Genomic DNA, 23,925 nt, shown 5'->3' on the forward strand with positions numbered 1-23,925 from the left:
TCACCTATATACTGTATCCATATACAGTATCGTGCATGCCGGGATCTTTCCAGCACCTCTGGTCTGACTACTTCAGGCCATGCCAGCTGAGATACGCTGCCTGGCTCGATGGCCGCCCAAGAAACGCCTCGATGCCTTCACGTAACGGGCGTGATGCCCCTGGAGCGAACAGTGCTTCCTGCAGTGCCCGACCCGTGGCTTCGTTCAACAGGCCCTCGGCTTCGAAGCGGGTGAACAAATCGAAGGCATGCACATCCGACCACAGGTAGGCGTAGTAACCAGCATCGTAGCCGTTCACAAGGTGGTCGAAGGCATGCGCCGGATGTTCGAAATCAGCCAGCGGCCAATAACCACAACGTTCGCGGGCATCACCCAGTCGCTGTTCCAAGGACCTGCCATCGTTTGGTGTGCCATGCAGGTCCATGTCGAACAACGCCAGGCACAGATCACTCGCGATCTCCTCCACGCCCTGCTGTCGTAGCTGCCGCAGGCACTCATCGGCTTGCTTGCGGGATAGTTGGCGGCCATCCTGCGTGCGCGCCGAGATCGCCACCAGGTAGTCCGCGTCCCAGACCCAACGCTCGAACAGCTTGCCAAACAACTCCACACCATCGGTACCCAACTCGGTCACGTTGGACATGACGTGGTTCGTCGTACGTACCAGCAGGTGGTGCAGGGCATGGCCGAATTCATGAAAAAGCTTGCGCAGTGACAAATGATCGAGCAACGGCTGTAAACCTGACAGCGCTTGCGGCACATCACTGAACACCACCACCGAGGCTGCCTGGTAGATACCCTCTGCATCGACCCGGCGATTCCTTACATAGGTGGTAAACACCGCGTCTGGCTGCTTGCCTGCGTGTTGCACGGCATCCAGATACAGAAAGCCAATGAAAGCGCTGTCCTGCCACACCTCGAACGGCTGCACGCTGTCATCCCAAGCAGGCAGCGCTTTGGGCTGCAGTACTACACCAAACAACTTCTGCGCCAATTGCTGCAACGCACTGACAACGGTATTCAGCGGGAAGTAATCGCGCAGCGCTTCGGCAGGATACTCACTGCGCGAAGCACGCCGCAGGTACTCGAAATCCCAGGGTAGGGGTTTGCCCAGGCCCTGCTCGGCAGCCCCGCGCTCCACCTGCGAACGCCACCGCAACATGGCAGGTCGCACATGCTCGGCCAAATCGTGGAGAAAACCGCACACCTGGGCTACCGAACCCGCACTCTTCACCTGCAAGCTCTGCTCCAGATGGCCGGAATAACCGAGCAGGAGGGCCTTCGCCTCAAGCAACTGCGCCAGTTGCTGTAGATACGTGCCGTTGTCCTGTTGCGGATCATGGCTGACGCCGCGGGCGTGGAAAGCCCGGTACACACGCTCACGGAGCTGGCGGTTGCCAGCATGTTTGAGCACCTCACGAGTAGTCACCGTGTCACACGCAATCAACCACCCCTGCTTACCTGCTTGTTGTGCTCCTGCAGCCAATTCGTCGCGTACCCGCTGTGGTATGCCGCTCAGTTCGGCTTCATCGGTGATATTCAACCCAGGCCGGTTGATGTTGCTGCGGAACGCCTCGCGTGCGGTGCCAATCTGCGCCTGAAGGTTTGCCAGACGCGCTTTGCCTGCGGAGTCGAGTAACGCGCCGCCAGCGGCGAACTTGTCCAGATGCCAACGCAAGGTGGCGCGCTTCCCGGCATCCAGTTGTTTGCCAATGTCACTGCCGGCCAAGCGTTCATACAGCTCATGCAAGCCAGTGTTGGCGAACTTCTGCTCGAAGCGTGCCGTCACTCTGCCGTAGAAATCGATGATGGCGTTGGCCCAGGCCGTATCCCTGCCGACCAGTGGTGAGGCGGCATACAACACTGCCAGCAGTCGGCTATCCAGCCCATCCACCGCCAGCACCATGTCATCCCAGGTGGGCATGGTTCGTTGATCACGGATGATGCGTTCTACACCGTTCTCGTGTGCCAGCAGCACGTGAGCGAATGCCGCCTGCATGTTTTCGAGGGTGATGGAGGAGTAATCGACGGGGATATGGCTATTTTGCAGAAGATGGTTGGCCATGACGCACACCTTGCTGGTAGAAATGAGCAAGAGAGCTTGCATGGCCAACGTGCGCCAGGTGGCCTGACTATCTAACACCTGTCCATGCCTGCCCGGGCATTGCGCCCGGGTGGCATGACCGTATTACTCAGCCGGCTTTTTCAGCTTCGGATTTGGGAAGAACTGCACGGTCTGCACCTTGGCCGGCGCGGCTTTCGGCGCTAGGTGGTTGACCCGGGTGCCCAGTTCCTTCGGCACCGACAAGCCCTGCTCGTTGAGGGTGTCGGTAAAGCCGCAAGCCACACACTCACGGTGCGGTACACCGTCTTCGTTCCACATCATCAGCTTGTCGGGCTCGCTGCACGCCGGGCACACGGCACCGGCAATGAAGCGCTTCTTGGTCTTGTTCACAACTACCTCACTCATGCTACAGCGTCCTCGGTGAGACCACTGTGGCGCAGCAATGCATCGATGGAAGGCTCACGCCCACGGAAGTCGACGAACAGCTCCATCGGCTCGCGCGAACCCCCACGGGCCAGGATCGCCTCGCGGAAGGCGCGGCCGGTCTCGGCGTTCAGCACGCCTTCTTCCTCGAAGCGCGAGAAGGCGTCAGCCGACAGCACTTCGGCCCACTTGTAGCTGTAGTAGCCCGCCGCGTAACCGCCCGCGAAAATGTGCGCAAAGCTGTTGGGGAAGCGGTTGTAAGCCGGCGGGCGCATGACCGACACCTCGTCACGCACACCTTCGAGCACCTGCAATACGCTGCGGCCGTCGCCATGGCTGGCGTGCAGTTCGAAATCGAACAGCGAGAACTCCAGCTGGCGCACCATCATCATGCCCGACTGGAAGTTTTTCGCGGCCAGCATCTTGTCCAGCAGGTCCTGGGGCAGGGCGGCGCCGGTTTCGTAGTGACCCGAAATCAGTGCCAGGCCTTCCGGCTCCCAGCACCAGTTCTCCATGAACTGGCTTGGCAGCTCGACCGCATCCCAGGCCACGCCGTTGATGCCGGACACGCCGGCATGCTCAATGCGGGTCAGCATGTGGTGCAGGCCGTGACCGAACTCGTGGAACAGGGTGGTGACTTCATCGTGGGTCAGCAACGCGGGCTTGCCGGGCGCGGCCGGAGTGAAGTTGCACACCAGGTTGGCCACCGGGCTCTGCAGCTGGCCGCCGGCAGTGCGGCGACGGTCACGGGCGCCGTCCATCCAGGCGCCGCCACGCTTGTTGGCGCGGGCGTACAGGTCGAAGAAGAAACGGCCAACATGCTGACCATTTTCCTTGATCTCGAACAGGCGTACGTCCGGGTGCCAGCTGTCGAAGCCTTTGAGCTCGGCGATTTCGATGCCATACAGGCGCTGCACGATGCTGAACAGGCCGCCCAGCACCTTGTCGATCGGGAAATAGGCGCGCAGGGCTTCCTGCGACACGCTGTAGCGCTGCTCGCGCAGCTTCTCGCCAAAGTAGCCGGCGTCCCAGCTGGCCAGCTCGGGGCAGCCTTGTTCGGCAGCGTAGGCCTTGAGCTGTTGCAGATCCTGGGCGGCGAACGGCTTGGAACGCTTGGCAAGGTCACGCAGGAAACTCAGCACCTGGTCGCTGGACTCGGCCATCTTGGTGGCCAGGCTCAGCTCTGCGTAGTTCTTGTAGCCCAGCAGTTCGGCCAGTTCCTGGCGCAGGTCGAGGATTTCGCGCATCACCGGGCCGTTGTCGAACTGGCCGGCATTCGGGCCCTGGTCGGAGGCGCGGGTGCAGTAGGCGGCGTATAGCTCTTCGCGCAGGGCGCGGTCGCTGGCGTAGGTCATCACCGCGTAGTAGCTAGGGAACTCGAGGGTGATCAACCAGCCGTCCAGGCCCTTGGCCTGGGCTGCAGCGGCCATCTGCGCCTTGGCCGAATCGGTCAGGCCGGCCAGCGCAGCTTCGTCGGTGACATGCTTGGTCCATGCCTGGGTGGCGTCGAGCAACTGATTGGAGAAACGGCTGCCCAGCTCGCTGAGCTTGCTCTGCACCTCGGCGTAACGCTGCTGCTTGTCCGCTGGCAGGTCGATACCCGACAGGCGGAAGTCACGCAGGGCGTGCTCGAGGATAGTCTTTTGCGCCACGTCGAAGCTGGCGGCCTCCGGACTGTTGATCAGCGCCTGGTAGGCTTCGAACAGCGCGCGGTTCTGGCCCAGTTCGGTAGAGTAGGCACTCAGGGCTGGCAGGCAAGACTCGTAAGCCTCGCGCAGCTCGGCGCTGTTGCACACCGCATTGAGGTGGCTGACCGGGCTCCAGGCCGCACCCAGGCGGTCGTTCAGTTCGTCCATGGCCAGCACCAGGCCGGCCCATGTAGGGTTCTTGCCCTGCTTTTCTAGGATCTCGGCAATAGCTTTACGGTTGTCGGCCAAGATCGCTTCGATCGCCGGCAATACGTGTTCGGCACGAATTTGCGAGAAGGGCGGCAGATCGTGGGATTGCAGAAGCGGGTTGTTCGCAGTCACGGTTTGGATACCTTGGCAGAAGAAACACTGCCCCATCTTAATTACAATCGACGCCGACCGCAGCAGGCAGCCTGCCTATCGGCACAGATGAGAGACGCTATCATGGCCATTCGCAGCTTCCAGCAACACACTCCGAAAGTTGGGCCCAGGGCCTTCGTCGACCGTTCGGCGGTGGTGCTGGGCGACGTGGAGATCGGTGAAGACAGTTCGGTCTGGCCGTTGACCGTGGTGCGCGGCGACATGCACCGCATCCGCATTGGCGCGCGCACCAGCGTGCAGGACGGCAGCGTGCTGCACATTACCCACGCGGGGCCTTTCAACCCGGACGGTTTCCCGCTGATCATCGGCGACGAAGTGACCATCGGGCACAAAGTGATGCTGCATGGCTGCACCTTGGGCAACCGCATCCTGGTGGGCATGGGCAGCACCATCATGGACGGTGCCATCGTCGAGGACGAAGTGATCATCGGCGCTGGCAGCCTGGTGCCGCCAGGTAAACGCCTGGTCAGTGGCTACCTGTACATGGGTAGCCCGGTGAAACAGGCCCGGCTGCTGAATGACAAGGAGCGCGCATTTTTCTCCTACAGCGCCGGCAACTACGTGAAGCTCAAGGACCAGCACCTGGCCGAAGGCTACGATCAACCTGAATGACCGCATTCGCGGGCGCGCCCGCTCCCACGGGTTCAGTGGAGCCATCAAGGCCTGCGCTGTACCTGTGGGAGCGTGCATGCCCGCGAAGAAGGCCACGCAGCACTCAAGTGGAACCCTGTACATGCATCAGCAAAACATCCTCTTCGACCTCGACGGCACCCTGACCGACCCACGCCTGGGCATCACTCGCTCGATCCAGTACGCCCTGGCCAAGCTGGGCATCGACGAACCGGACCTGGCCCGCCTCGAGCATTTCATCGGGCCACCCCTGCTGCAGGCTTTCATGCAGTTCTACAGCTTCGACGAAGCCAAGGCCTGGGATGCGGTGAACTTCTACCGGGAGCGTTTCCGCGTGACCGGGCTGTACGAAAACCTGGTGTTCGCCGGCGTGCCCGAATTGCTCGAAGCCCTGAACGGCCAGGGCCGCACGCTGTACATTGCCACGTCAAAACCGTGGGAGTTCGCCCGCGAAATCGCCCGGCACTTCGCCTTTGATAATCACTTCAAGGTGATCTACGGCAGTGAGCTGGACGGCACGCGCACCAACAAGGTCGAGCTGATTCGCCATTTGCTGGATGAAGAAGGGCTGGACCCTGCACAGACGCTGATGATCGGTGACCGCAAGCATGACCTGATCGGCGCGCGCAGCAACGGGCTGCAGGCAGTAGCGGTGGGGTACGGGTTTGGCAGCCGGGAAGAGTTGATGGCAGAGGAGCCTGCCTTCCACTTTGCCACCTTGGCCGAGATGCATCAGGCATTCCTCAAGGCGTGACGGCCCTGGGGGCTGCTTTGCGGCCCCCAGGATCTTACCGGCCAGCCATCAACCCCTGTAGCGCTGCCTTTCTCTCATCAATCGGCAAACGCCCCAATTGCTCGACTCGCTCATAAAACCGGGCCCAGTCACCATCAACCTCATGGAATAGCGCGGCAAACGCCGGCACCCACTGGTCATACAGCCCGAACGGCAACAACTTGGCATTATTCATCGGCCCATGCATCCAGGCGTCATAGCGTTTGTCCCCACCCCATTGGCCATCACGCAACTGCCGGTATTCCAGCCTTAACCGGTCGAACTCCGCCCGCTTGGCCAGCCGCTTGTGCGCATCATCCAAAGGCCCGTCATAAATGGCCTGCAATCGCTCACGACAGGCCAGCACCAGGCGGATGAACTGGTCACGCTGCTGCTGCCTCTGCCCTGCGCCAACCGCCGCCAGCCCACGCGCCGCCCGCCATTGCCGCGTGCCCTCCTGCTCGACGAACGAGGCGAAGGATTCATTGAATTCGGTATCGTCCTGCACGTAGAAGCGCTGGTGGGCCAGTTCATGAAAGATCAACGTAGCCAGGCGCTCATCGCCCCAGCCCACCATCGACGACAGAATCGGGTCATCGAACCAACCCAGGGTCGAATAAGCTTCCACGCCGCCGACGTAAACATCCACGCCATCCTGGCGCATCAACGCCGCCGCGCCCCGCGCCGCGCCTTGCTGGTAGTAGCCGCGGTACGCCACGCACCCGGCTATCGGAAAGCAGTGCGTTACCGGTTGCAACGACAACTCGGGCGTGGCGAAAACATTCCACACCACGTAGGGGCGGCCAAGGTCGGCGTATACCCGGTAGCTGCGGTTGTCTGGCAGTTTCAATTGCTGGCTGGCAAACACCCGCGCCTGTTCGGCCTGTTGCAGGTGCGCGCGCAAGGGTGCAGGGGTAGCAGGGTCGGCCAATACCTGCTCCACAGGCTGCCGCGCCCGCAGCAACTGCCATTGGCCCTGCGCCAGTTGCCCATAGTAGGCGACATTGCTGCAACCGTTCAGCAGAAGCGCCGCAAGCAGCGGAACCAAACGGGAGAAACTGCGGTCGAGTGCCCCAGGGCCTGAGCGCTGCATAAGAAAAAGTCGAAGCATCCGGTACTGTCTGACTCGCTCAAGACCATTTCGCTCCAAGACTATCTCGCCAAGGGGGAGTTTCGCCATGCGTGCATTGTTGGTCGCCGGCTCACTGTTGTTGATCTCTGCCTGTTCAACATTGCCAGACCCAGACCCGAACCAGGCCTGGGTCGACCTCACGCGCTACGACAACACCTCGCTGGACGCCGTGCAGGTAGATGAGCGTGACTGGGCTGACAGCCGCTATTTCGAGGTTCAACCCGGCAGCCACGAACTGACCGTGCGCTATCAGTTTCCGGTTAATCCTAGCAATATCGGCCCCGTCAATGAGCCACTGTGGCGCGATTGCCAGGTCAAGCTGACCTTCAAGGACTTCAGCGCCGGGCAGCGTTATCAGCTGCAGGCTGGCAGCATTGGCTTCCGCCCTTGGATAAAACTCTACGACCACCAGCAAAAACTGCTGGGTCAAGGGCTGCCGGCGGGTTGTCAGCGCACCTGAACCGCACAAACGGCGCTATGCTTGTTACTTGTAAATCGCAAGTGGGAGTTTCGCCATGCGCCAGCCCATGATGCTGATCGCCCTCAGTACACTGGGGGCTTGCGCCAGCCCCTTGCCGCCCGTCGACCCGAAGCAGGCGTGGGTCGACCTGTACACCATGACCCCCGGCCGGGTGATCATGGCCGACCGCCTCGATGGCAAGCGCCTGGAGGATGGCCGTTACTTTCAGGTAACGCCGGGCAAGCACGAACTGGTGGTGCGCTTCGATTATGAAATCTACTCGGGCGGCATCATGTCAGACCCCAGGGACCGAACCTGCTACCTGACCGTGCGCTTTGACAACTTCAAGGCCGGCGAGCGCTATCGCCTGGAGGCGCGAGCGCCAGTGATGGAGCCGCAGGTGCTGCTGTATGACGCCAACCGCAAGGTAGTGGTGAACGAGCCTAGCGAAGTGTTCTGCATACCGTGAATTCGGGGCTGCCTTGCAGCCCCGAGCCCTGATGCTTATCGATCGTTCTTCTGATAGATGATCTTCTTCGTCCCGCCATCGCAGGTCCCGACGACCATGTTCTGGTCCTCGACCTCGCTGTTGGGCACGATCTCCAGCGTGTAGGACGTAACCCCTTGGGCCTGGATCTTGGCCTCGATCTCGGCTTTCAGCTCCTCGCATGGCTTGACGGCCGCCAGCGTAGACGTGGCGACAAGGGTAGCCAACACAGCGATAGCTACGCGAATCATGGAACGGCTCCTGGAAAGGGCAGTGGCGCTGCCGACGTTCTTTAGACTACAGCAAACCACTACCGTTGCACCGCTTCACCCCACCAACGCGGCATCCAGGCTGATCTTCGCATTCAAAACCTTGGACACCGGGCAGCCTTCCTTCGCCTTGTTGGCAATCTCCAGGAATTGAGCCTCGCTGGCCCCGGGTACCTTGGCCCTGAGCACCAGGTGCACGGCAGTAATGGCAAAACCGTCCGTTTGCTTGTCGAGCGTCACCTCTGCAGCCGTGTCGATCCGCTCTGCGGTAAGCCCCACCTCGCCGAGCATCATTGATAGCGCCATCGAGAAACAACCGGCATGCGCCGCGCCGATCAGCTCCTCCGGGTTGGTACCGGGTGTGCCCTCGAAACGTGTATTGAAGCCATAAGGGTTCTGCTTGAGTGCGCCGCTTTCGGTAGAAAGCAGACCTTTCCCATCCTTCAGGCCACCTTGCCAGATCGCCGATGCTGTCTTTTTCATGATGCCTCCTGATCACTGGGTTGCTTACATACGGTTCAGAGGCCCGCCGCCTGCCGCAAGTTCAGAGCAATATGCTTGCAGGCATTGAATCCAACGAATGCGCCCATACAGAATCAAAAAGGCCTCTGGCCAATCACTCTTGCGGAGGCTCCATGACGCAGCTGCGTGACCTGAAGATTTCCACCCTGGACCTGGTGCCCGTACGCGCCGACGCTGGCCCCGCGCAATCGCTGCGCAACTCGCTGGACCTGGCGCAGCATGTCGAGCGCTTTGGCTATAACCGCTTCTGGGTGGCCGAGCACCACAATATGGACGGCATCGCCAGTTCGGCGACTTCGGTGCTGATCGGCTACCTGGCCGGCGGAACCTCACGTATTCGCGTGGGCTCTGGCGGGGTGATGCTGCCCAACCATGCGCCGCTGGTGATCGCCGAGCAGTTCGGCACCTTGGCCAGCCTGTATCCGGGGCGGATCGACCTTGGATTGGGCCGTGCACCGGGTTCGGACCAGATGACGGCCTATGCCCTGCGACGCGACCGCGCTGGCGGCCCGGATGACTTCCCGGACGATGTCGAGGAACTTTCGCGCTACCTCGGGCCACGCACCGATGATCAAAAAGTGATCGCCGTACCGGGGCACGACACCGACGTCCCGATGTGGTTGCTGGGATCCAGCCTGTTCAGTGCCCAGCTGGCTGGCATGCGCGGCATGCCGTACGCCTTCGCCTCGCATTTCGCGCCACGCTACATGCACGAGGCGATTCGCGTGTACCGCAACCACTTCAAGCCCTCGACCACGCTGGATAAGCCGTATGTGATGCTGGGCATTCCCATGGTGGTGGCGCAGACCGACGAAAAGGCCGAATACCTGGCCACCTCGGTCTATCAGCGCATCCTGGCGCTGATTCGCGGACAGAGCCTGATGCAGAAGCCACCCGTGGAAAGCATGGATGGGCTCTGGTTGCCCCATGAGCGGGAGACGGTGAGCAGCTTCCTGGGGCTGGCCATGATCGGCAGCCCGCAGAAGGTAAGGGCCAAGGTAGAAGTGCTGCTGGAGCAGACGGGTGCGGATGAACTGATCTTTACCTGTGACTTGTATGAGCATGCGGACCGCATTCGGTCATATGAGCTGATGGCGCAGGCCCTCAAGACCGAGTGACCCTCGTCGCGGGCTCGCCCGTTTCCACAGGTTGACTGAAGCCTTCAAGGCCTGCGCTGTACCTGTGGGAGCGGGCAAGCCCGCGAATGAGCGGGGCCATCAGCCGCGGCGGTACACAATCTCCTTGGTACCGGCCTCGCAGCTACCAATGACCTTGCCCGCCGGCTCGCCTTTTTTGACGATCTCCAGCTTGTAGCCAGTGACGCCCTTGGCATCCAGCTTGGCCGCAATTTCCGCCTTCAACTCCTCGCACGGTTTGCCCGCTGCCAGCGCACCACCGGCCAGGGTCATCAGGCCCAGCGCCAGAATCAGTTTGTTCATCACTCGCGTTCCTTGTGCAGATGAAATCAGAAGGGGGCCCCCAACAAGGCGCCCCGTTCCTGAATACCTCATCACGCCGAGATCATGCAGCCCGACGCTATTTCAGCTATTGGCGATACGGAAGCCGACCTTTAGCGTGACCTGGAAGTGCGCCGCCTTGTTGTCACGGATATGGCCACGGGTATCGACCACTTCGAACCATTCCAGGTGCTTGATGCTTTTGCCGGCTTCAGCCAGAGCATTATTGATGGCGTCTTCGATACTGGTGGGCGAAGACCCTACCAGTTCGATTTTCTTGTAGGTGTGATGATCGGTCATGAGTGCTCTCCATGGGTGACAGTGAGTTTCAGCCTAGCAGCGCAGGCCTGGTTTACCTGCGAGCGGCCACTGTCAGCGAAAGTTCGATCGCACTTTCTCGCAGGCCAAGGGTCGCAATCCTTAGAGCCCATACTGCAAAGGAGAGTCAACATGCACCGTAACTCGCTGCGTAAAACGTCCCTGGAAAGCATGGAAGCGGAGATCGAGAGCCTTCTGAAAAGCTTGGAAAACCTCAAGCATGATGCGTCGGAAGAGTCCCAGAAGTCGGTGAAGGCAATCCGCAGCAACGCTGAAAGCGCACTGCGTCATTCGCGCAGCCTACTGAGCGATGCGTACGAGGAAGTGAAGCAGCGCACCCGCCAGACCGGCATAGCCACCCGGGACTACGCCCAGGAACACCCCTACACAACCGCTGGTGTGGCCATTGGTGCGCTGGGCCTGCTGGCGGCCTACCTGATGTGCAAGCGAAACTAAGCGCCCTGCCGCGCAAGTTCCGCCCGTAACCACTGCGCCAGTTGCTCGGCGCGCCCGTCTGCGGCGCGCCGTGGCACCCACAATGCCAGCGCCGCCTGGGTAGGTGAAAAACCCCATGGCGCACTCAAACGGCCCGCCCGCAGGTCATCGGCGACCAGTGGCTGCGGTGCAATCGCAACGCCCAATCCGGCCACGGCAGCTTCCAGCAGGTAATACAGGTGCTCGAAGGCCTGCCCATAGTGAATGGCCGCCGGGTCCAGGCCCTGTTGCACCGCCCAGGTCGGCCAGGCTTGCGGGCGTGAAGTGGTGTGCAGCAAGGCTTCGCCCAGCAGTGCCTCGGCTGGCGCCCCCCGCAAGCGCTGGAACCCTGCGAAATGCGGGCTGAGCACCGGTCCGATACATTCCTCGGCCAGCACATGCACCTGCATGTCCGCCGGCCACGGTGGCTCGGCATACACCAGCAACGCATCCAGCCCAGGCCGTCGCGGGTCAAGGTCGCCCTCACTCGCCGACAGGTGCAAGCGCAGCTCAGGCAAATCCGCCTGCAACCGCCCCAGCCGCGGGATAAACCAGCGCGCCAGCAAGCTGCCCGAGCAGCCCAGTACGAACGGCGCCTCACTCACATCACGGCTTAGTTCGGAACACACGCTGCGCAGCCGGTCGAAGGCCTCACCGCTGGCATCGCGCAGACGAACGCCCGCATCTGTGAGTTTGATGCCGCGCCCGTCCTTGACGAACAGGGCGACGCCCAGATGCTCCTCAAGCACCTTGATCTGCCGGCTAACGGCGCCGTGGGTCACGTGCAGCGCTTCCGCCGCCTGGCTGACACTGTTCAGCCTGGCTGTAGCCTCGAAGGCACGCAGGGCATTAAGGGGAGGGAGGTCGTGGGCCATTTTACCTGTGAGTTTTTCTGACAAGTTTGCGCAATCTTATCGGTTTTCAGCCGAGCTTGCCGTGGTTAGAGTAAAGCCCATCACTCATTCACTACGCCTTGGAGCGCCCCATGTCCCAGTCCCAATACCGCCCCGGCCCCGACGCCAATGGCCTGTTCGGCTCGTTTGGCGGCCGCTATGTGGCCGAAACCCTGATGCCACTGGTGCTGGACCTGGCCCGCGAATACGAATCGGCCAAGGCAGACCCCAAGTTCCTTGAAGAGCTGGCGTACTTCCAGCGCGACTACATCGGCCGCCCTAACCCGCTGTACTTCGCCGAGCGCCTGACCGAGCATTGCGGCGGGGCGAAGATTTTCTTCAAGCGTGAAGAGCTCAACCATACCGGCGCGCACAAGGTGAACAACTGCATCGGCCAGGTGCTGCTGGCCAAGCGTATGGGCAAAAAGCGCCTGATCGCCGAAACCGGCGCCGGCATGCACGGTGTCGCCACCGCCACCGTCGCCGCGCGCTTCGGCCTGCCTTGCGTAATCTACATGGGTGCCACCGACATCGAGCGCCAGCAGGCGAACGTGTTCCGCATGAAGCTGCTGGGCGCAGAGATCGTGCCGGTTACCGCCGGCACCGGCACCCTGAAAGACGCCATGAACGAAGCCCTGCGTGACTGGGTTACCAACGTCGAAGACACCTTCTACCTGATCGGCACCGTGGCTGGCCCACACCCGTACCCCGCCATGGTGCGCGACTTCCAGTCGATCATCGGCAAAGAAACCCGTGCCCAGTTGCAAGAGAAGGAAGGCCGCCTGCCTGATAGCTTGGTTGCCTGCGTCGGCGGTGGCTCCAATGCCATGGGCCTGTTCCATGAATTCCTCGAGGAGCCGAGCGTGCAGATCATCGGCGTTGAAGCCGGTGGCCATGGCGTACACACCGACAAGCACGCCGCCAGCCTGAACGGCGGCGTACCGGGCGTGTTGCACGGCAATCGCACCTACCTGTTGCAGGACCAAGACGGCCAGATCACCGATGCCCACTCTATTTCCGCAGGCCTGGACTACCCGGGCATCGGCCCGGAGCACGCCTATCTGCATGAGGTGAAGCGCGTCGAGTACGTCAGCATCACCGACGACGAAGCATTGGATGCGTTCCACGCAACCTGCCGTCTGGAAGGCATCATCCCAGCCCTGGAAAGCTCCCACGCCTTGGCCGAAGCGATCAAGCGCGCACCGAAGCTGCCCAAGGACCACCTGATGGTCGTGTGCCTGTCGGGCCGCGGCGACAAAGACATGCAAACCGTCATGAACCACATGGCCGCCCAGGAGAAACAAGCATGAGCCGTCTTGAACAACGCTTCGCCGAGCTGAAGGCCGAAGGCCGCTCGGCACTGGTCACCTTCGTCACAGCTGGCGACCCGGGCTACGACGCCTCGCTGCAGATCCTCAAGGGCCTGCCGGCTGCTGGCGCCGACGTGATCGAGCTGGGCATGCCGTTCACCGACCCGATGGCCGATGGCGTGGCCATCCAGCTGGCCACCCTGCGCGCCCTTGAAGCTGGCCAGACCTTGGCCAAGACCTTGCAGATGGTTCGCGAATTCCGTGTGGATAACCAGACCACGCCAATCGTGCTGATGGGCTACTACAACCCGATCCACCGCTTTGGTGTGGACACGTTCGTGGCTGAAGCCAAGGCAGCGGGCGTCGATGGCCTGATCATCGTCGACCTTCCGCCAGAGCACGACGCCGAACTGGCTACCCCGGCCCAGGCCGCAGGCATCGACTTCATCCGCCTGACCACCCCGACCACCGACGACGCGCGCCTGCCGCGCGTGCTGGAGCGCAGCTCCGGGTTCGTCTACTACGTGTCGGTGGCCGGCGTGACCGGTGCCGGTTCGGCGACCACCGAGCATGTGACCGAAGCCATTGCCCGCCTGCGCCGGCATACCGATCTGCCGATCAGCGTTGGCTTCGGCATTCGCACGCCGGAACAGGCTGCGAACATTGCCCGCCTGGCGGATGGTGTGGTGGTGGGCTCGGCACTGGTCGACAAGATCGCCCAGGCCAAAAGCGCCGATCAGGCGGTGACCGATGTATTGAGCTTGTGCTCGGCATTGGCTGAAGGGGTGCGCGCCGCACGCCGCTAAACCGCGTCGTCTGCTTCGCGGGTAAACCCGCTCCTACGGGGCCAGCGCCACCCTCTGGCTCTGCGATATCGTTGTAGGAGCGGGTTCACCCGCGAATAGGCCGGCACAGGCTACCCCCGCCTAGCCCCCAAAAACCGACAGATTCAATGGCCGCACGGCCCCCATCCAGATCGCATGATCCCGGTGATCCGCCAGTTCATCCCCGGTTTCCGGATGCATGAATACCACCAGGCCCTTGCGGTACAGCGCCAACCAAGGCAAAACCACCCCCACCACTTCCGGCCCGAACGCCAGCTGGCAACTCCAGTCCGGATGCGGCCCAACCGGTTTCTGGTGCATGCGCCCCATGGTCACGGGAAACAGCCGCGCCGCCTCCTCGCACAGTTCCCGGGCCTGCTCCATAGTGGCTGCGTCGTAATAAACGTGGGCGTGGTAACCCTTGATCCTCTGCACGATAACTCCTGATTGCGGTCCAACCATCACCACCTGTAAAGGGAGTGATGCAGTGAAAAACGCCGAAACCCCAGTATTCAAACTGGTCCTGTTCGGGCCTGAAAGCAGCCTGGGCAATGCCCTGGTGGCCGAACTGCTATCGCGCCAACACGAAGTCACCGCCGTGGTGGATGACCTCAACCGCCACACCGCCCGCCCCGGCCTGCACTTCAAGATAGGCGGGCTGAACAGTGCCGACCAGGCGGAGCAGGGCGCGGCAGGCGGCTCAGCGGTAATCGCCCTTCTATCGACGCTGGCGCCAGGTGACCTGCCAGGGCAAGCACGCCTGAGCGAGGCGCTGGTGACGGGGCTTGAGCGTACGACTATACGCCGGCTGTTGCTGGTGGGCGATTTCGCTGTGCTGGATGAGCCGAACAAGTACAGCCCAGCAGAGCGGGGGAACGTGGATCAGGTAGTTGATGGGTTGCAGCGCAGCGCGCTGCGCTGGACCTTGATCAATACGCCTCAGGCGCTGCCGGACGCGGCGTGGGCGCGCGTGGCGGCGGGGATCGTGGATATGCTGGAGCTGGACCTGCACCGGGGCGAGCACCTGAACTTCGTGGTCTAGATGACCGCGCAGCCTCGGGCTCAGCGGTTGCGCTCCTGCTCCAACCAATCCACGAACCGCTCGATCAACGCTCCACGCCGCTTGCGCGGTGGCAACACCGCGTAATAGCCGCGTTGCGAACGCAAGCTCCCCTCCAATGGCCGACACAGCAACCCTTGCTCCACCAACCCATCCACCAGGTGCCCCCAGCCAATCGCCACCCCTTGCCCGGCAATCGCGGCCTGAATCAGCAAGGTATAGTTATCAAACCGCAACTGCCCCGCCGGCGGTGGGCTGGTCACACCAAACCCACGAAATACCCCCGCCCAGTCAAACCAGCGGCTGGCCTGCTCGCCCTTCAAATGCAGCAGCGGCAATCGTTGCAAAGCCACAGCTGACAAGGCTTTGCCATGATTCAGGCGTGGGCTGCACACCGGGAAGACTTCCTCATCGAATAGCCACCGGCTTTCTCCTTGGTGAAAGCGTCCATCGCCAAACAGCACCGCCACATCGATGTCCGGGCGCAACATGCCCTGGCTGCGCTCACCCGTCACCAGGCTCACATCCACCTGTGGATAAGCCTCATGAAAGCGTTGCAGCCTCGGCATCAACCAGAACGCCGCAAAGGCAAAGTCGGTGGCCACCTGCAGCACTTCATGCTGGCCACGCCCGCTGGCCTGGGCGATACCGTCATCCATGGCCTGCAGCCCCTGTTGCACCTGCTCGAACAGCACCAGGCCAGCCTCGGTCAGCTCGATGCCCCGGTAAATGCGGTCAAACAAGCGCGTGCCCAACTGTGCCTCCAGGCGCTTCACCTGCTGGCTCACTGCCGGCTGCGTGGTACCCAACTCCAGCGCCGCAGCGGTAAAGCCACGCAGGCGCGCGGCAGCCTCGAATACACGCAAGGTATCCAGCGACAATCCGGCAAGGTGGTCAAACATAAGCGTAGCTAATCCCAGTCATTGCCCGCCATGGGCTTTACCCATGTTATCCACAGTCGCATCTTGGTAGGCAAGCGGTTCGCATAACCCTCAACGATGGAAGCCACCATGACGCGTCCGAATATCCTGTTCATCATGGCCGACCAGATGGCCGCGCCCTTGCTGCCGATCTACGGCCCTTCGCCCATCCAGATGCCGCACCTCGGCCGCCTGGCCGAGCAAGCCGTGGTGTTCGACTCGGCCTACTGCAACAGCCCGCTGTGCGCGCCATCACGCTTCACCCTGGTCAGCGGTCAGTTGCCCAGCCGTATTGGCGCCTACGATAACGCGGCCGACTTCCCTGCCGATGTGCCAACCTACGCCCATTACCTGCGTCGCCTGGGCTACCGCACCGCGCTGTCAGGCAAGATGCACTTCTGCGGCCCCGACCAGTTGCACGGCTATGAAGAACGCCTGACCAGCGACATCTACCCGGCCGACTACGGTTGGGCGGTGAACTGGGACGAACCCGATGTGCGTCCAAGCTGGTACCACAACATGTCCTCGGTGCTGCAGGCCGGTCCGTGCGTGCGCACCAATCAGCTGGATTTCGACGAGGAGGTGGTGTTCAAGGCTCGCCAGTACCTGTACGACCATGTGCGCGAAAACGATGGCCGGCCATTTTGCCTGACCGTTTCGATGACTCACCCGCATGACCCCTACACCATTGCCAAACGCTACTGGGACCGCTACGAAGGTGTGGATATCCCCATGCCCCGGGCCGAGTTCGGCCAGGCAGAACTCGACCCGCATTCGAAGCGCCTGCTGAAGGTCTACGACCTGTGGAACAAGCCACTGCCTGTGGACAAGGTTCGCGATGCCCGCCGTGCCTACTTCGGCGCGTGCAGCTATATCGATGACAACATTGGCCAGCTGCTGCAGACCCTGGAGGAATGCAACCTGGCCGATGACACACTGATCGTGTTTTCCGGCGACCACGGCGACATGCTTGGCGAGCGTGGCCTCTGGTACAAAATGCACTGGTTCGAAATGTCGGCGCGGGTACCGTTGCTGATCCATGCGCCGAAGCGCTTTGCAGCGGGCCGGGTAACTGCCTCGGTGTCGACCTGCGACCTGCTGCCAACCTTGGTCGAACTGGCTGGCGGCGCTGTGGATAAAGACCTGCATCTGGATGGCCGCTCACTGTTGGGCCACCTGCAAGGGCAGGGCGGTCACGACGAGGTGATCGGCGAGTACATGGCCGAAGGCACCGTCGGCCCGCTGATGATGATCCGCCGCGGGCACTACAAGTTCGTGTACAGCGAAGACGACCCATGTCTACTCTATGACCTGAGCCGCGACCCGCACGAGCGGGAGAACCTCACCGGCAGCCCGGACCACCAGACGCTGCTGCAGGCATTTGTCGATGAAGCGCAACAGCGCTGGGACATCCCCAGCCTGCGCCAGCAGGTACTGGCCAGCCAGCGCCGCCGCCGGCTGGTGGCTGAAGCGCTGGCCATCGGCAAGCTGAAAAGCTGGGACCACCAACCACTGGTGGACGCCAGCCAGCAGTACATGCGCAACCACATCGATCTCGATGACCTCGAACGCAAGGCACGTTATCCACAGCCCGCCCCCCTGGATTGAGAAGAGAGGCCGCCATGCACAAGTTCTCCGCCGCCGTGTTCGTCTTGGCCCTGAGCGCCACCACGGCCCACGCCGCAGACAGCGATACGCAATGCAGTACCGTGAAAATGGCCGACCCCGGCTGGAGTGATATTGCCTCGACCAATGCCGTGGCACGCCTGTTACTGGAAAGCCTGGGTTACCAGGTGAAGATCGACAGCCTGGCCGTACCGATCATCTATGGCGGCCTCAAGGACGGCCAGGTCGACGCCTTCCTCGGCAACTGGATGCCCGCACATCAAGGTTTCCATGACAAGTTCATCGCCAACGGCGATGTGCAGCAGCTGTCGCGCAACCTGGAGGGAACCGAGTTCACCCTCGCAGTGCCCGACTACGTGTGGAATGCCGGGGTGAAGGACTTCGCTGACCTGCAAAAACACGCCGGGCAGTTCAACAAAAAGCTGTACGGAATCGGCTCCGGCGCCCCGGCCAACCTGTCGCTCAAGAAAATCATCGACAAGAATGAATTCAACCTCGGCCAGTGGAAGCTGGTGGAGTCCAGCGAGCAGGCGATGCTGGCCCAGGTCGACCGGGCGGTGAAGAAGCAGCAATTCATCACCTTCCTTGGCTGGACCCCGCACCCCATGAACGTGAAGCTGAAAATGCACTACCTGACCGGTGGGGAAAAGTGGTTCGGCAGCAAAGGCGAGGTATACACGCTGACCCGCAAGGGTTATCCACAAGCCTGCCCGAATGCGGCGAAGCTGCTAGGTAACCTTAAGTTCACACTGGACATGGAAAACAGCATCATGGCCGAGGTGGTGGACAAGAAGATCAGTTTCGATGAAGCGGCCAAGGCCTGGGTGAAAGCGCATCCTGAACGGTTGGATGGGTGGTTGGCCGGGGTTACCACCAAGGCCGATGGGGATGCCCTGGAGGCCGTCAAAGCCAAACTGTAATCTCAGACACGACGCGCCCCCTTGTAGGAGCGGGTTTACCCGCGAATGCTGCAGTGAATGTACCGCCGTATTCGCGGGTAAACCCGCTCCTACACGGGGACAGTGGACCTTCGGAAATGTGAATATCTCATGCATCGCATCATCCACCTGCTGCCCTTCCTCAGCTGGCTTCCCCGCCAATCGGGCCGCAGCCTGCGCCAGGACCTGCTGGTAGGCCTGAGCGGCGCCATCCTCGCCCTGCCGCAGTCCATCGCCTACGCCCTGATCGCCGGCCTGCCCGCCGAATATGGGCTTTACGCTGCCATCGTGCCGGTACTGATCGCCTGCTTGTGGGGCTCTTCCTGGTACCTGATCTGCGGCCCGACCGCCGCCATTTCCATCGTGCTCTACGCCAGCATCAGCCCGCTGGCCGTGGCCGGTAGCGCTGACTACATCACATTGGTGTTGCTGCTGACCTTTCTTGGCGGCATTTTCCAGCTGCTGCTCGGGCTGTTGCGCTTCGGCGCGCTGGTCAATTTCGTCTCCCATTCCGTGGTGCTCGGCTTCACGCTGGGTGCCGCCATCGTCATTGCCTTGGGCCAACTGCCCAACCTGCTGGGCATGGCCCTGCCCAGCCAGTCCACCGCGCTGAAGACCGTACAGGACCTGGCCAGCCACGCAGGCGAGGTCGACGTGCCTTCCTTGCTGCTGGGCCTGGCCACCGTCGTGATCGGTGTGGCCTTCAAACTCTGGCGCCCACGCTGGCCGAGCCTGTTGATAAGCCTGATCCTGGTCAGCTTGCTGGCCTGGCTGATGCCGGGCTTCTTTGGCCATGTGCCGCGGGTGGCAGCGTTCACCGGGCAACTCCCGCCTTTCAGCCCGCTGCCTTTGCTGGACGTGGAACTCATGTTGCGTCTGCTGCCCAGCGCCGTTGCGGTAGGCATGCTGGGGTTGGTCACCAGCCTGTCGATTGCCCGCTCGCTATCGGCACGTTCAGAACAACTGATCGACCCGGACCAGGAAATCCGCGCACAGGGCCTGTCGAACATTGCCGGTGCATTTTTCTCTGGCTACCTCTCTGCCGGCTCCTTCACCCGCTCGGGCCTGAGCTACGAGGCGGGCGCCCGCTCGCCCATGGCCGGGGTATTTTCGGCGCTGTGGGTGGCGTTGTTCGCGGTGACCGGCGCCGGCCTGATCGCGCACCTGCCGATACCGGCCATGGCTGGCAGCATTCTGCTGATCTGCTGGGGGTTGGTGGACCACCGAGGGATCCGTGCATTGTTCCGGGTCAGCCACTCGGAGTTTCTGGTGATGGCGCTGACGGCGGCAGCGACATTGCTGCTGGAGCTGCAGACAGCCATCTATGCCGGGGTCTTGGCTTCGCTGTTCTTCTATTTGAAGCGCACCTCACGACCACGGATCCAACAAAGCCGTGAAGGGGATGCGGATGTACTGCGGGTAGGTGGGTCGATTTTCTTTGGTGCTGCGCATTACCTGCAGGTGCGCTTGCAGCGCTGCCAAGGACCGCATGTAGTGATCGATGCCCGGCAGGTGAATTTCATCGATTACTCGGGTGTGGACATGTTGCACCGCGAGGCGCGGCGGTTGCGGCGATTGGGGGGGAGTTTGACCTTGCACCGGGCCAGGCCGCAGGTGATAGAGGAATTGCAGAAGCTGGAAGGGGTGGAGTTGTGCCCGATCCGGTTTGAGGATTGATTGGGGCCGCAAAGCGGCCCTGCAATCTCAGCCCCTGGCAAGTTGCCGACGCAGTTCGGCCAATACCGGCGCCGTATCCGGCCTCACGCCACGCCAGATAAAGAAGGCTTCAGCCGCCTGTTCAGCCAGCATCCCCAACCCATCCAGTACCTTGGCAGCCCCCAGCTTGGTAGCCCACTGGCAAAACGGCGTCGGCTCTTTGCCATACATCATGTCGTAGCAAACCGTACGACCCGCCTCGACCAGGCTGTCGGCAATCGGTGGCATTTCCCCGGCCAAGCTCGCCGAGGTGGCGTTGATGATCACATCCACAGGCTCCTGCAACCAGGCAAACCCGCTGGCCACCACCGGCCCCAGTTCATCGAACTCGCGCGCCAGCTGCTCGGCCTTTTCCACGGTACGGTTGGCAATCACCAGCGACTGCGGCTTGTGCGCCAGAATAGGCTCCAGCACACCGCGCACGGCGCCACCGGCACCGAGGATGAGAATGCGCTTGCCCGCCAGCTCGACCCCGGCATTCACCGTCAGGTCGCGCACCAGGCCAGCACCATCGGTGTTGTCGCCCTGCAGGGTGCCATCAGCCAGCTTGCTCAGCGTGTTCACTGCGCCAGCACGCCGGGCACGCGGGGTCAGGCTGTCGCACAGGCGGTAAGCCTCTTCCTTGAACGGCACGGTGACGTTGCCGCCACTGCCTTGCTTGAAGAAGCCGCGCGCGCAGTCGCTGAACTCGTCCAGCGGCGCCAGCAGCGTGGCATATTCCAGGTCCTGACCGGTCTGCTCGGCGAACAGGCGGTGGATCAGCGGCGACTTGCTGTGGCCGATGGGGTTACCAAAAACGACGTACTGGTCCATGACGGCTCCTTGTTTATCCACAGGCTTACTGGCCGAGCCAGTCACGGTCCTGCAGGAAATACTCTGTCAGGCGCGCCTCTTCACTGCCAGGCACGGCCTTCCAGTCATAGCCCCAACGCACCTGCGGTGGCAGCGACATGAGGATGGATTCGGTGCGGCCACCGGATTGCAGGCCGAACAGGGTGCCACGGTCGTAGACCAGGTTGAACTCCACGTACCGGCCACGGCGGTATTCCTGGAACTCACGCTGCTGCGGGGTGTAGGCCGTGTTCTTGCGGCGCTGGACGATCGGCAGGTAGGCGTTGATGTAGGCATCGCCGATGGCGCGGATGAAGGCGAAGCAAGTGTCGAAGTCCCACTCGTTCAGGTCATCGAAGAACAGGCCGCCGATGCCGCGTGGCTCGCCACGGTGCTTGAGGTGGAAGTAGCGGTCGCACCAGGCCTTGTAACGCGGATACACGTCGGCGCCGAACGGTGCGCAGGCCTGTTCGGCCACGCGGTGCCAGTGGATGCAGTCTTCTTCGTTGCCATAGTACGGCGTCAGGTCGAAACCGCCGCCGAACCACCATACGGCCTCTTCACCTTCCTTTTCGGCGATGAAGAACCGGACATTGGCGTGGGAAGTAGGCACATGCGGGTTGTGCGGGTGGATCACCAGCGACACGCCCAAGGCTTCGAAGCCACGGCCTGCCAGTTCGGGACGGTGGGCACTGGCCGACGGCGGCAGGCCGCTACCAAACACATGGGAGAAGTTGACCCCGCCTTTTTCGATCACTTTGCCCTCACCGATAACCCGCGTGCGCCCCCCGCCACCGGCTTCGCGCACCCAGGCATCCTCGACGAAACGGGCACCGCCGTCTTCGGTTTCGAGGGCAGAGCAGATGCGGTCTTGCAGGTCGAGCAGGTAGGCTTTCACGGCCTCGGTGCGGCTAGTCATCGGGTCACCAGGAAGGAGCGAGGAAAATTCGCCACGTAGCATAACACCGGCCGACGCCGCGTCGTAGTTGACGATGGTCAAGCAAAGAGGGCATTGAGTTATCTTGAGGCACACTAAACTCAAAATGATGTCATTTTGCTTATGGGTACATGCTTACCGATCCGATCATTACGACCCAAGCTCTGTATGAAACGTCTTGAGACGCCGCTCAGGCATGACGAAAACAGCCGAGGAAGCGGAGTTTTACTGGAGTAAATGAGTATTCCTGAGCTATTTTCAGCACAGCATGACTAAGTGTAAAGGCGTTTAGTACAGAGCCTAAAGTTTCTTACGCCGTGAATATATCGAAAACATTGCATCTAACAAAAAAATCTGGAAATTAAGAAGATGTAGCCTTTCCAAACTTCCAGATCAATGCAAAAACAGCCGTTGATTTAGAAATATGATTTTTTTGAATCTTGGTCGGGAACTGAAATCAGCAGATGAGCTGTCTCCCCACGGAAATCCTTGTAAATAAGTTTTCCAGTTTGATAATAATTATTCGTTGTCCAAACATGGGTGCCTATTTCCATATGCTCAAAAATGTATTTCAATTGTTCTTGCGGTAGGTACACCCTCTCAGGTTCACCGTTTTCTAGGATCATAGTCATAGTATACTCAATATCCATTTTCAACTCCCTCTTAATTAGTTGTCTTGCGAATAAGATCTTGAACCTTCATTTTTCTTATAACAACTGACAGAAAACTCAGTTGACTATAACCAAGCAGCTGTGTTAAGGGACTACTATTTAGTATCTACAGATTTCGATCCAACTAAAGGAGCGTGTGATGGCAAAGCGTATCCAGTTCACTCAGCATGGCGGCCCGGAAGTATTGCAGCTGGTGGAATTCGCCCCGACCCCGCTCGGCCCACAGCAGGTGCGCGTGCGTAACCACGCCATCGGCCTGAACTTCATCGACACGTACTTTCGCAGCGGGCTGTATGCCCCGCCGTCCCTGCCTTCTGGCTTGGGTACCGAGGCGGCCGGCGTGGTCGAGGCCGTGGGCGAGGGTGTGACCCGCCTGAAGGTGGGTGACCGCGTGGCCCATGCCGGTGGCCCGCTGGGTGCGTACAGCGAGGTGCATACGCTGCCGGCGGCCAACCTCGTCAAGCTGCCCGACAACATCAGCTTCGAGCAGGCGGCAGCGGTGATGCTCAAGGGTTTGACCGTTCAGTACCTGTTGAAGCAGACCTATGAAGTGAAGGCGGGCGATGTGATCCTGTTCCACGCCGCAGCGGGTGGCGTCGGTTCGCTGGCCTGCCAGTGGGCCAAGGCCCTGGGCGCCAAGCTGATCGGCACCGTGAGTTCTGCCGAGAAGGCCGAGCGGGCCAAGGCGCTGGGGGCATGGGAAACCATCGACTACAGCCACGAAGATGTGGCCAAGCGGGTACTGGAACTGACCGACGGCAAGAAATGCCCGGTGGTGTATGACGGCGTGGGCGCCGATACCTGGCTGACCTCGCTGGACTGCCTGCAGCCACGCGGGTTGATGGTGAGCTTTGGCAATGCCTCGGGCGCGGTGAGCGGGGTGAACCTGGGGATCCTGGCGCAGAAGGGCTCGTTGTACGTCACCCGGCCGACGTTGGCGACTTATGCCAATAATGCCGAGAACACCCAGGCCATGGCCGATGACCTGTTTGCGATGATTGCGAGTGGCAAGCTGGTTGTGGATATCCAGCAGCGGTATCCATTGAGCGAGGCGGCCAAGGCACAGGCGGAGCTGTCGGCGCGGCGGACTGTGGGGTCGACTGTACTAATCCCCTGAGCCACAC

Annotated in this window: 27 protein-coding genes; 13 read left to right on the top strand and 14 right to left on the bottom strand. The window is 61.4% G+C overall.

Annotation, left to right across the window (positions count from 1 at the left end; all coding sequences use genetic code 11):
* Positions 1-67 precede the first annotated feature (67 nt).
* The 3 genes from INQ47_RS04935 to prlC all read right to left on the bottom strand — a co-directional run bounded on the left by INQ47_RS04935 (position 68) and on the right by prlC (position 4,515).
* Positions 68-2,062 carry a M3 family metallopeptidase gene (locus tag INQ47_RS04935; protein ID WP_404701260.1) on the bottom strand — a complete coding sequence of 665 codons (1,995 nt, stop codon included), beginning with the start codon at positions 2,060-2,062 and terminating at the stop codon, positions 68-70.
* A gap of 123 nt (positions 2,063-2,185) precedes the next feature.
* Positions 2,186-2,467 (bottom strand): YheV family putative zinc ribbon protein, encoded by a 282-nt coding sequence (locus tag INQ47_RS04940; protein WP_252461743.1) that lies wholly within the window; start codon positions 2,465-2,467, stop codon positions 2,186-2,188.
* The gene (prlC, locus tag INQ47_RS04945; RefSeq protein ID WP_404701261.1) at positions 2,464-4,515 is read right to left on the bottom strand and encodes an oligopeptidase A; all 2,052 of its coding nucleotides are present in this window, start codon (positions 4,513-4,515) and stop codon (positions 2,464-2,466) included. Before prlC ends, INQ47_RS04940 begins: the two co-directional genes overlap by 4 nt.
* Positions 4,516-4,617: 102 nt before the next feature.
* Here prlC and INQ47_RS04950 point away from each other — a divergent pair, with 102 nt between their 5' ends.
* Complete coding sequence (locus INQ47_RS04950) at positions 4,618-5,166, top strand: gamma carbonic anhydrase family protein (RefSeq protein WP_004575263.1); 549 nt, start codon at positions 4,618-4,620, stop codon at positions 5,164-5,166.
* A gap of 121 nt (positions 5,167-5,287) precedes the next feature.
* On the top strand, positions 5,288-5,938 hold the full coding sequence (locus INQ47_RS04955; RefSeq protein WP_404701262.1) for an HAD family hydrolase: 651 nt from the start codon (positions 5,288-5,290) through the stop codon (positions 5,936-5,938).
* Positions 5,939-5,972: 34 nt separating this feature from the next.
* Here INQ47_RS04955 and INQ47_RS04960 read toward each other — a convergent pair whose 3' ends face one another.
* Entirely contained in the window at positions 5,973-7,049 is a 1,077-nt protein-coding gene (locus tag INQ47_RS04960; protein WP_404701263.1) for an aminopeptidase, read from the bottom strand.
* An 85-nt stretch (positions 7,050-7,134) separates the two neighbouring features.
* Here INQ47_RS04960 and INQ47_RS04965 point away from each other — a divergent pair, with 85 nt between their 5' ends.
* Together INQ47_RS04965 and INQ47_RS04970 are read left to right on the top strand one after the other, a co-directional pair.
* Positions 7,135-7,548: a hypothetical protein gene (locus INQ47_RS04965; protein ID WP_404701264.1), complete on the top strand. Its 414-nt coding sequence runs from the start codon at positions 7,135-7,137 to the stop codon at positions 7,546-7,548.
* A gap of 55 nt (positions 7,549-7,603) precedes the next feature.
* A complete protein-coding gene (locus INQ47_RS04970; protein ID WP_252461738.1) occupies positions 7,604-8,017 on the top strand; it encodes a DUF2057 domain-containing protein in 414 nt (137 codons plus the stop codon).
* A gap of 35 nt (positions 8,018-8,052) precedes the next feature.
* On the opposite strand, the gene INQ47_RS04975 is transcribed toward INQ47_RS04970, so the two are convergent.
* Complete coding sequence (locus INQ47_RS04975; protein WP_252461737.1) at positions 8,053-8,286, bottom strand: DUF1161 domain-containing protein; 234 nt, start codon at positions 8,284-8,286, stop codon at positions 8,053-8,055.
* 75 nt (positions 8,287-8,361) lie between these two features.
* The gene (locus tag INQ47_RS04980) at positions 8,362-8,787 is read right to left on the bottom strand and encodes an OsmC family protein (RefSeq protein WP_252461736.1); all 426 of its coding nucleotides are present in this window, start codon (positions 8,785-8,787) and stop codon (positions 8,362-8,364) included.
* Between the two features lie 152 nt (positions 8,788-8,939).
* Between INQ47_RS04980 and INQ47_RS04985 the strand changes: the two genes are divergently transcribed.
* Positions 8,940-9,944, top strand: a complete 1,005-nt coding sequence (locus tag INQ47_RS04985; RefSeq protein ID WP_252461735.1) for an LLM class flavin-dependent oxidoreductase — start codon at positions 8,940-8,942, stop codon at positions 9,942-9,944.
* Positions 9,945-10,043: 99 nt separating this feature from the next.
* On the opposite strand, the gene INQ47_RS04990 is transcribed toward INQ47_RS04985, so the two are convergent.
* Together INQ47_RS04990 and INQ47_RS04995 are read right to left on the bottom strand one after the other, a co-directional pair.
* Positions 10,044-10,265, bottom strand: a complete 222-nt coding sequence (locus INQ47_RS04990; RefSeq protein ID WP_020191565.1) for a DUF1161 domain-containing protein — start codon at positions 10,263-10,265, stop codon at positions 10,044-10,046.
* 102 nt (positions 10,266-10,367) lie between these two features.
* A complete protein-coding gene (locus INQ47_RS04995) occupies positions 10,368-10,583 on the bottom strand; it encodes a dodecin (protein ID WP_012269893.1) in 216 nt (71 codons plus the stop codon).
* A 150-nt stretch (positions 10,584-10,733) separates the two neighbouring features.
* Here INQ47_RS04995 and INQ47_RS05000 point away from each other — a divergent pair, with 150 nt between their 5' ends.
* The gene (locus tag INQ47_RS05000; protein ID WP_016712811.1) at positions 10,734-11,057 is read left to right on the top strand and encodes a YqjD family protein; all 324 of its coding nucleotides are present in this window, start codon (positions 10,734-10,736) and stop codon (positions 11,055-11,057) included.
* Here INQ47_RS05000 and INQ47_RS05005 read toward each other — a convergent pair.
* Positions 11,054-11,950, bottom strand: a complete 897-nt coding sequence (locus INQ47_RS05005) for a LysR family transcriptional regulator (RefSeq protein WP_252461734.1) — start codon at positions 11,948-11,950, stop codon at positions 11,054-11,056. The two genes, INQ47_RS05000 and INQ47_RS05005, sit on opposite strands and share 4 nt — an antisense overlap.
* A gap of 110 nt (positions 11,951-12,060) precedes the next feature.
* Here INQ47_RS05005 and trpB point away from each other — a divergent pair, with 110 nt between their 5' ends.
* Both trpB and trpA read left to right on the top strand, forming a co-directional pair.
* The gene (gene trpB / locus INQ47_RS05010) at positions 12,061-13,278 is read left to right on the top strand and encodes a tryptophan synthase subunit beta (protein ID WP_404701265.1); all 1,218 of its coding nucleotides are present in this window, start codon (positions 12,061-12,063) and stop codon (positions 13,276-13,278) included.
* A complete protein-coding gene (gene trpA, locus INQ47_RS05015) occupies positions 13,275-14,084 on the top strand; it encodes a tryptophan synthase subunit alpha (RefSeq protein WP_252461733.1) in 810 nt (269 codons plus the stop codon). The genes trpB and trpA overlap by 4 nt, the downstream gene beginning before the upstream one ends.
* Before the next feature lie 120 nt (positions 14,085-14,204).
* On the opposite strand, the gene INQ47_RS05020 is transcribed toward trpA, so the two are convergent.
* Positions 14,205-14,537 carry a DOPA 4,5-dioxygenase family protein gene (locus INQ47_RS05020; protein ID WP_020189868.1) on the bottom strand — a complete coding sequence of 111 codons (333 nt, stop codon included), beginning with the start codon at positions 14,535-14,537 and terminating at the stop codon, positions 14,205-14,207.
* Positions 14,538-14,589: 52 nt separating this feature from the next.
* On the opposite strand from INQ47_RS05020, the gene INQ47_RS05025 reads away from it, so the two are divergent.
* Positions 14,590-15,144 carry an NAD(P)H-binding protein gene (locus INQ47_RS05025; RefSeq protein WP_404701266.1) on the top strand — a complete coding sequence of 185 codons (555 nt, stop codon included), beginning with the start codon at positions 14,590-14,592 and terminating at the stop codon, positions 15,142-15,144.
* Positions 15,145-15,164: 20 nt separating this feature from the next.
* On the opposite strand, the gene INQ47_RS05030 is transcribed toward INQ47_RS05025, so the two are convergent.
* Positions 15,165-16,064 carry a choline sulfate utilization transcriptional regulator gene (locus tag INQ47_RS05030; RefSeq protein WP_404701267.1) on the bottom strand — a complete coding sequence of 300 codons (900 nt, stop codon included), beginning with the start codon at positions 16,062-16,064 and terminating at the stop codon, positions 15,165-15,167.
* Between the two features lie 108 nt (positions 16,065-16,172).
* On the opposite strand from INQ47_RS05030, the gene betC reads away from it, so the two are divergent.
* The 3 genes from betC (at position 16,173) to INQ47_RS05045 (ending at position 20,323) form a co-directional block, all read left to right on the top strand.
* Positions 16,173-17,690: a choline-sulfatase gene (gene betC, locus INQ47_RS05035; protein WP_404701268.1), complete on the top strand. Its 1,518-nt coding sequence runs from the start codon at positions 16,173-16,175 to the stop codon at positions 17,688-17,690.
* Positions 17,691-17,704: 14 nt separating this feature from the next.
* Positions 17,705-18,628 (top strand): choline ABC transporter substrate-binding protein, encoded by a 924-nt coding sequence (gene choX, locus INQ47_RS05040; protein ID WP_404701269.1) that lies wholly within the window; start codon positions 17,705-17,707, stop codon positions 18,626-18,628.
* A 129-nt stretch (positions 18,629-18,757) separates the two neighbouring features.
* Positions 18,758-20,323 (top strand): SulP family inorganic anion transporter, encoded by a 1,566-nt coding sequence (locus INQ47_RS05045; RefSeq protein ID WP_404701270.1) that lies wholly within the window; start codon positions 18,758-18,760, stop codon positions 20,321-20,323.
* A gap of 27 nt (positions 20,324-20,350) precedes the next feature.
* On the opposite strand, the gene aroE is transcribed toward INQ47_RS05045, so the two are convergent.
* The 3 genes from aroE to INQ47_RS05060 form a co-directional block, all read right to left on the bottom strand.
* Positions 20,351-21,175: a shikimate dehydrogenase gene (aroE, locus tag INQ47_RS05050; RefSeq protein ID WP_021784560.1), complete on the bottom strand. Its 825-nt coding sequence runs from the start codon at positions 21,173-21,175 to the stop codon at positions 20,351-20,353.
* A gap of 25 nt (positions 21,176-21,200) precedes the next feature.
* The gene (hemF, locus tag INQ47_RS05055; protein WP_404701271.1) at positions 21,201-22,112 is read right to left on the bottom strand and encodes an oxygen-dependent coproporphyrinogen oxidase; all 912 of its coding nucleotides are present in this window, start codon (positions 22,110-22,112) and stop codon (positions 21,201-21,203) included.
* A 434-nt stretch (positions 22,113-22,546) separates the two neighbouring features.
* Positions 22,547-22,780 carry a hypothetical protein gene (locus INQ47_RS05060; protein ID WP_404701272.1) on the bottom strand — a complete coding sequence of 78 codons (234 nt, stop codon included), beginning with the start codon at positions 22,778-22,780 and terminating at the stop codon, positions 22,547-22,549.
* Between the two features lie 160 nt (positions 22,781-22,940).
* On the opposite strand from INQ47_RS05060, the gene INQ47_RS05065 reads away from it, so the two are divergent.
* Entirely contained in the window at positions 22,941-23,918 is a 978-nt protein-coding gene (locus INQ47_RS05065; RefSeq protein ID WP_404701273.1) for an NADPH:quinone reductase, read from the top strand.
* Positions 23,919-23,925: the final 7 nt, after the last annotated feature.

It is taken from the genome of Pseudomonas sp. 3HC3, from assembly GCF_044904505.1.
GTDB lineage: Bacteria > Pseudomonadota > Gammaproteobacteria > Pseudomonadales > Pseudomonadaceae > Aquipseudomonas > Aquipseudomonas putida_Y.

Bases quoted from the DNA above. Each gene is read 5' to 3' on its own strand.
- INQ47_RS05065 (WP_404701273.1), top strand. From the start codon at position 22,941: ATGGCAAAGCGTATCCAGTTCACTCAGCATGGCGGCCCGGAAGTATTG.
- INQ47_RS04985 (WP_252461735.1), top strand. From the start codon at position 8,940: ATGACGCAGCTGCGTGACCTGAAGATTTCCACCCTGGACCTGGTGCCC.
- INQ47_RS05005 (WP_252461734.1), bottom strand. From the start codon at position 11,950: ATGGCCCACGACCTCCCTCCCCTTAATGCCCTGCGTGCCTTCGAGGCT.
- INQ47_RS05000 (WP_016712811.1), top strand. From the start codon at position 10,734: ATGCACCGTAACTCGCTGCGTAAAACGTCCCTGGAAAGCATGGAAGCG.
- INQ47_RS04965 (WP_404701264.1), top strand. From the start codon at position 7,135: ATGCGTGCATTGTTGGTCGCCGGCTCACTGTTGTTGATCTCTGCCTGT.
- INQ47_RS04990 (WP_020191565.1), bottom strand. From the start codon at position 10,265: ATGAACAAACTGATTCTGGCGCTGGGCCTGATGACCCTGGCCGGTGGT.
- choX (WP_404701269.1), top strand. From the start codon at position 17,705: ATGCACAAGTTCTCCGCCGCCGTGTTCGTCTTGGCCCTGAGCGCCACC.
- trpB (WP_404701265.1), top strand. From the start codon at position 12,061: ATGTCCCAGTCCCAATACCGCCCCGGCCCCGACGCCAATGGCCTGTTC.
- hemF (WP_404701271.1), bottom strand. From the start codon at position 22,112: ATGACTAGCCGCACCGAGGCCGTGAAAGCCTACCTGCTCGACCTGCAA.
- INQ47_RS05045 (WP_404701270.1), top strand. From the start codon at position 18,758: ATGCATCGCATCATCCACCTGCTGCCCTTCCTCAGCTGGCTTCCCCGC.
- INQ47_RS04955 (WP_404701262.1), top strand. From the start codon at position 5,288: ATGCATCAGCAAAACATCCTCTTCGACCTCGACGGCACCCTGACCGAC.
- INQ47_RS04970 (WP_252461738.1), top strand. From the start codon at position 7,604: ATGCGCCAGCCCATGATGCTGATCGCCCTCAGTACACTGGGGGCTTGC.
- INQ47_RS05030 (WP_404701267.1), bottom strand. From the start codon at position 16,064: ATGTTTGACCACCTTGCCGGATTGTCGCTGGATACCTTGCGTGTATTC.
- INQ47_RS04940 (WP_252461743.1), bottom strand. From the start codon at position 2,467: ATGAGTGAGGTAGTTGTGAACAAGACCAAGAAGCGCTTCATTGCCGGT.
- INQ47_RS04960 (WP_404701263.1), bottom strand. From the start codon at position 7,049: ATGCAGCGCTCAGGCCCTGGGGCACTCGACCGCAGTTTCTCCCGTTTG.
- INQ47_RS04980 (WP_252461736.1), bottom strand. From the start codon at position 8,787: ATGAAAAAGACAGCATCGGCGATCTGGCAAGGTGGCCTGAAGGATGGG.
- INQ47_RS04975 (WP_252461737.1), bottom strand. From the start codon at position 8,286: ATGATTCGCGTAGCTATCGCTGTGTTGGCTACCCTTGTCGCCACGTCT.
- INQ47_RS04935 (WP_404701260.1), bottom strand. From the start codon at position 2,062: ATGGCCAACCATCTTCTGCAAAATAGCCATATCCCCGTCGATTACTCC.
- INQ47_RS04950 (WP_004575263.1), top strand. From the start codon at position 4,618: ATGGCCATTCGCAGCTTCCAGCAACACACTCCGAAAGTTGGGCCCAGG.
- INQ47_RS04995 (WP_012269893.1), bottom strand. From the start codon at position 10,583: ATGACCGATCATCACACCTACAAGAAAATCGAACTGGTAGGGTCTTCG.
- trpA (WP_252461733.1), top strand. From the start codon at position 13,275: ATGAGCCGTCTTGAACAACGCTTCGCCGAGCTGAAGGCCGAAGGCCGC.
- aroE (WP_021784560.1), bottom strand. From the start codon at position 21,175: ATGGACCAGTACGTCGTTTTTGGTAACCCCATCGGCCACAGCAAGTCG.
- betC (WP_404701268.1), top strand. From the start codon at position 16,173: ATGACGCGTCCGAATATCCTGTTCATCATGGCCGACCAGATGGCCGCG.
- INQ47_RS05060 (WP_404701272.1), bottom strand. From the start codon at position 22,780: ATGGATATTGAGTATACTATGACTATGATCCTAGAAAACGGTGAACCT.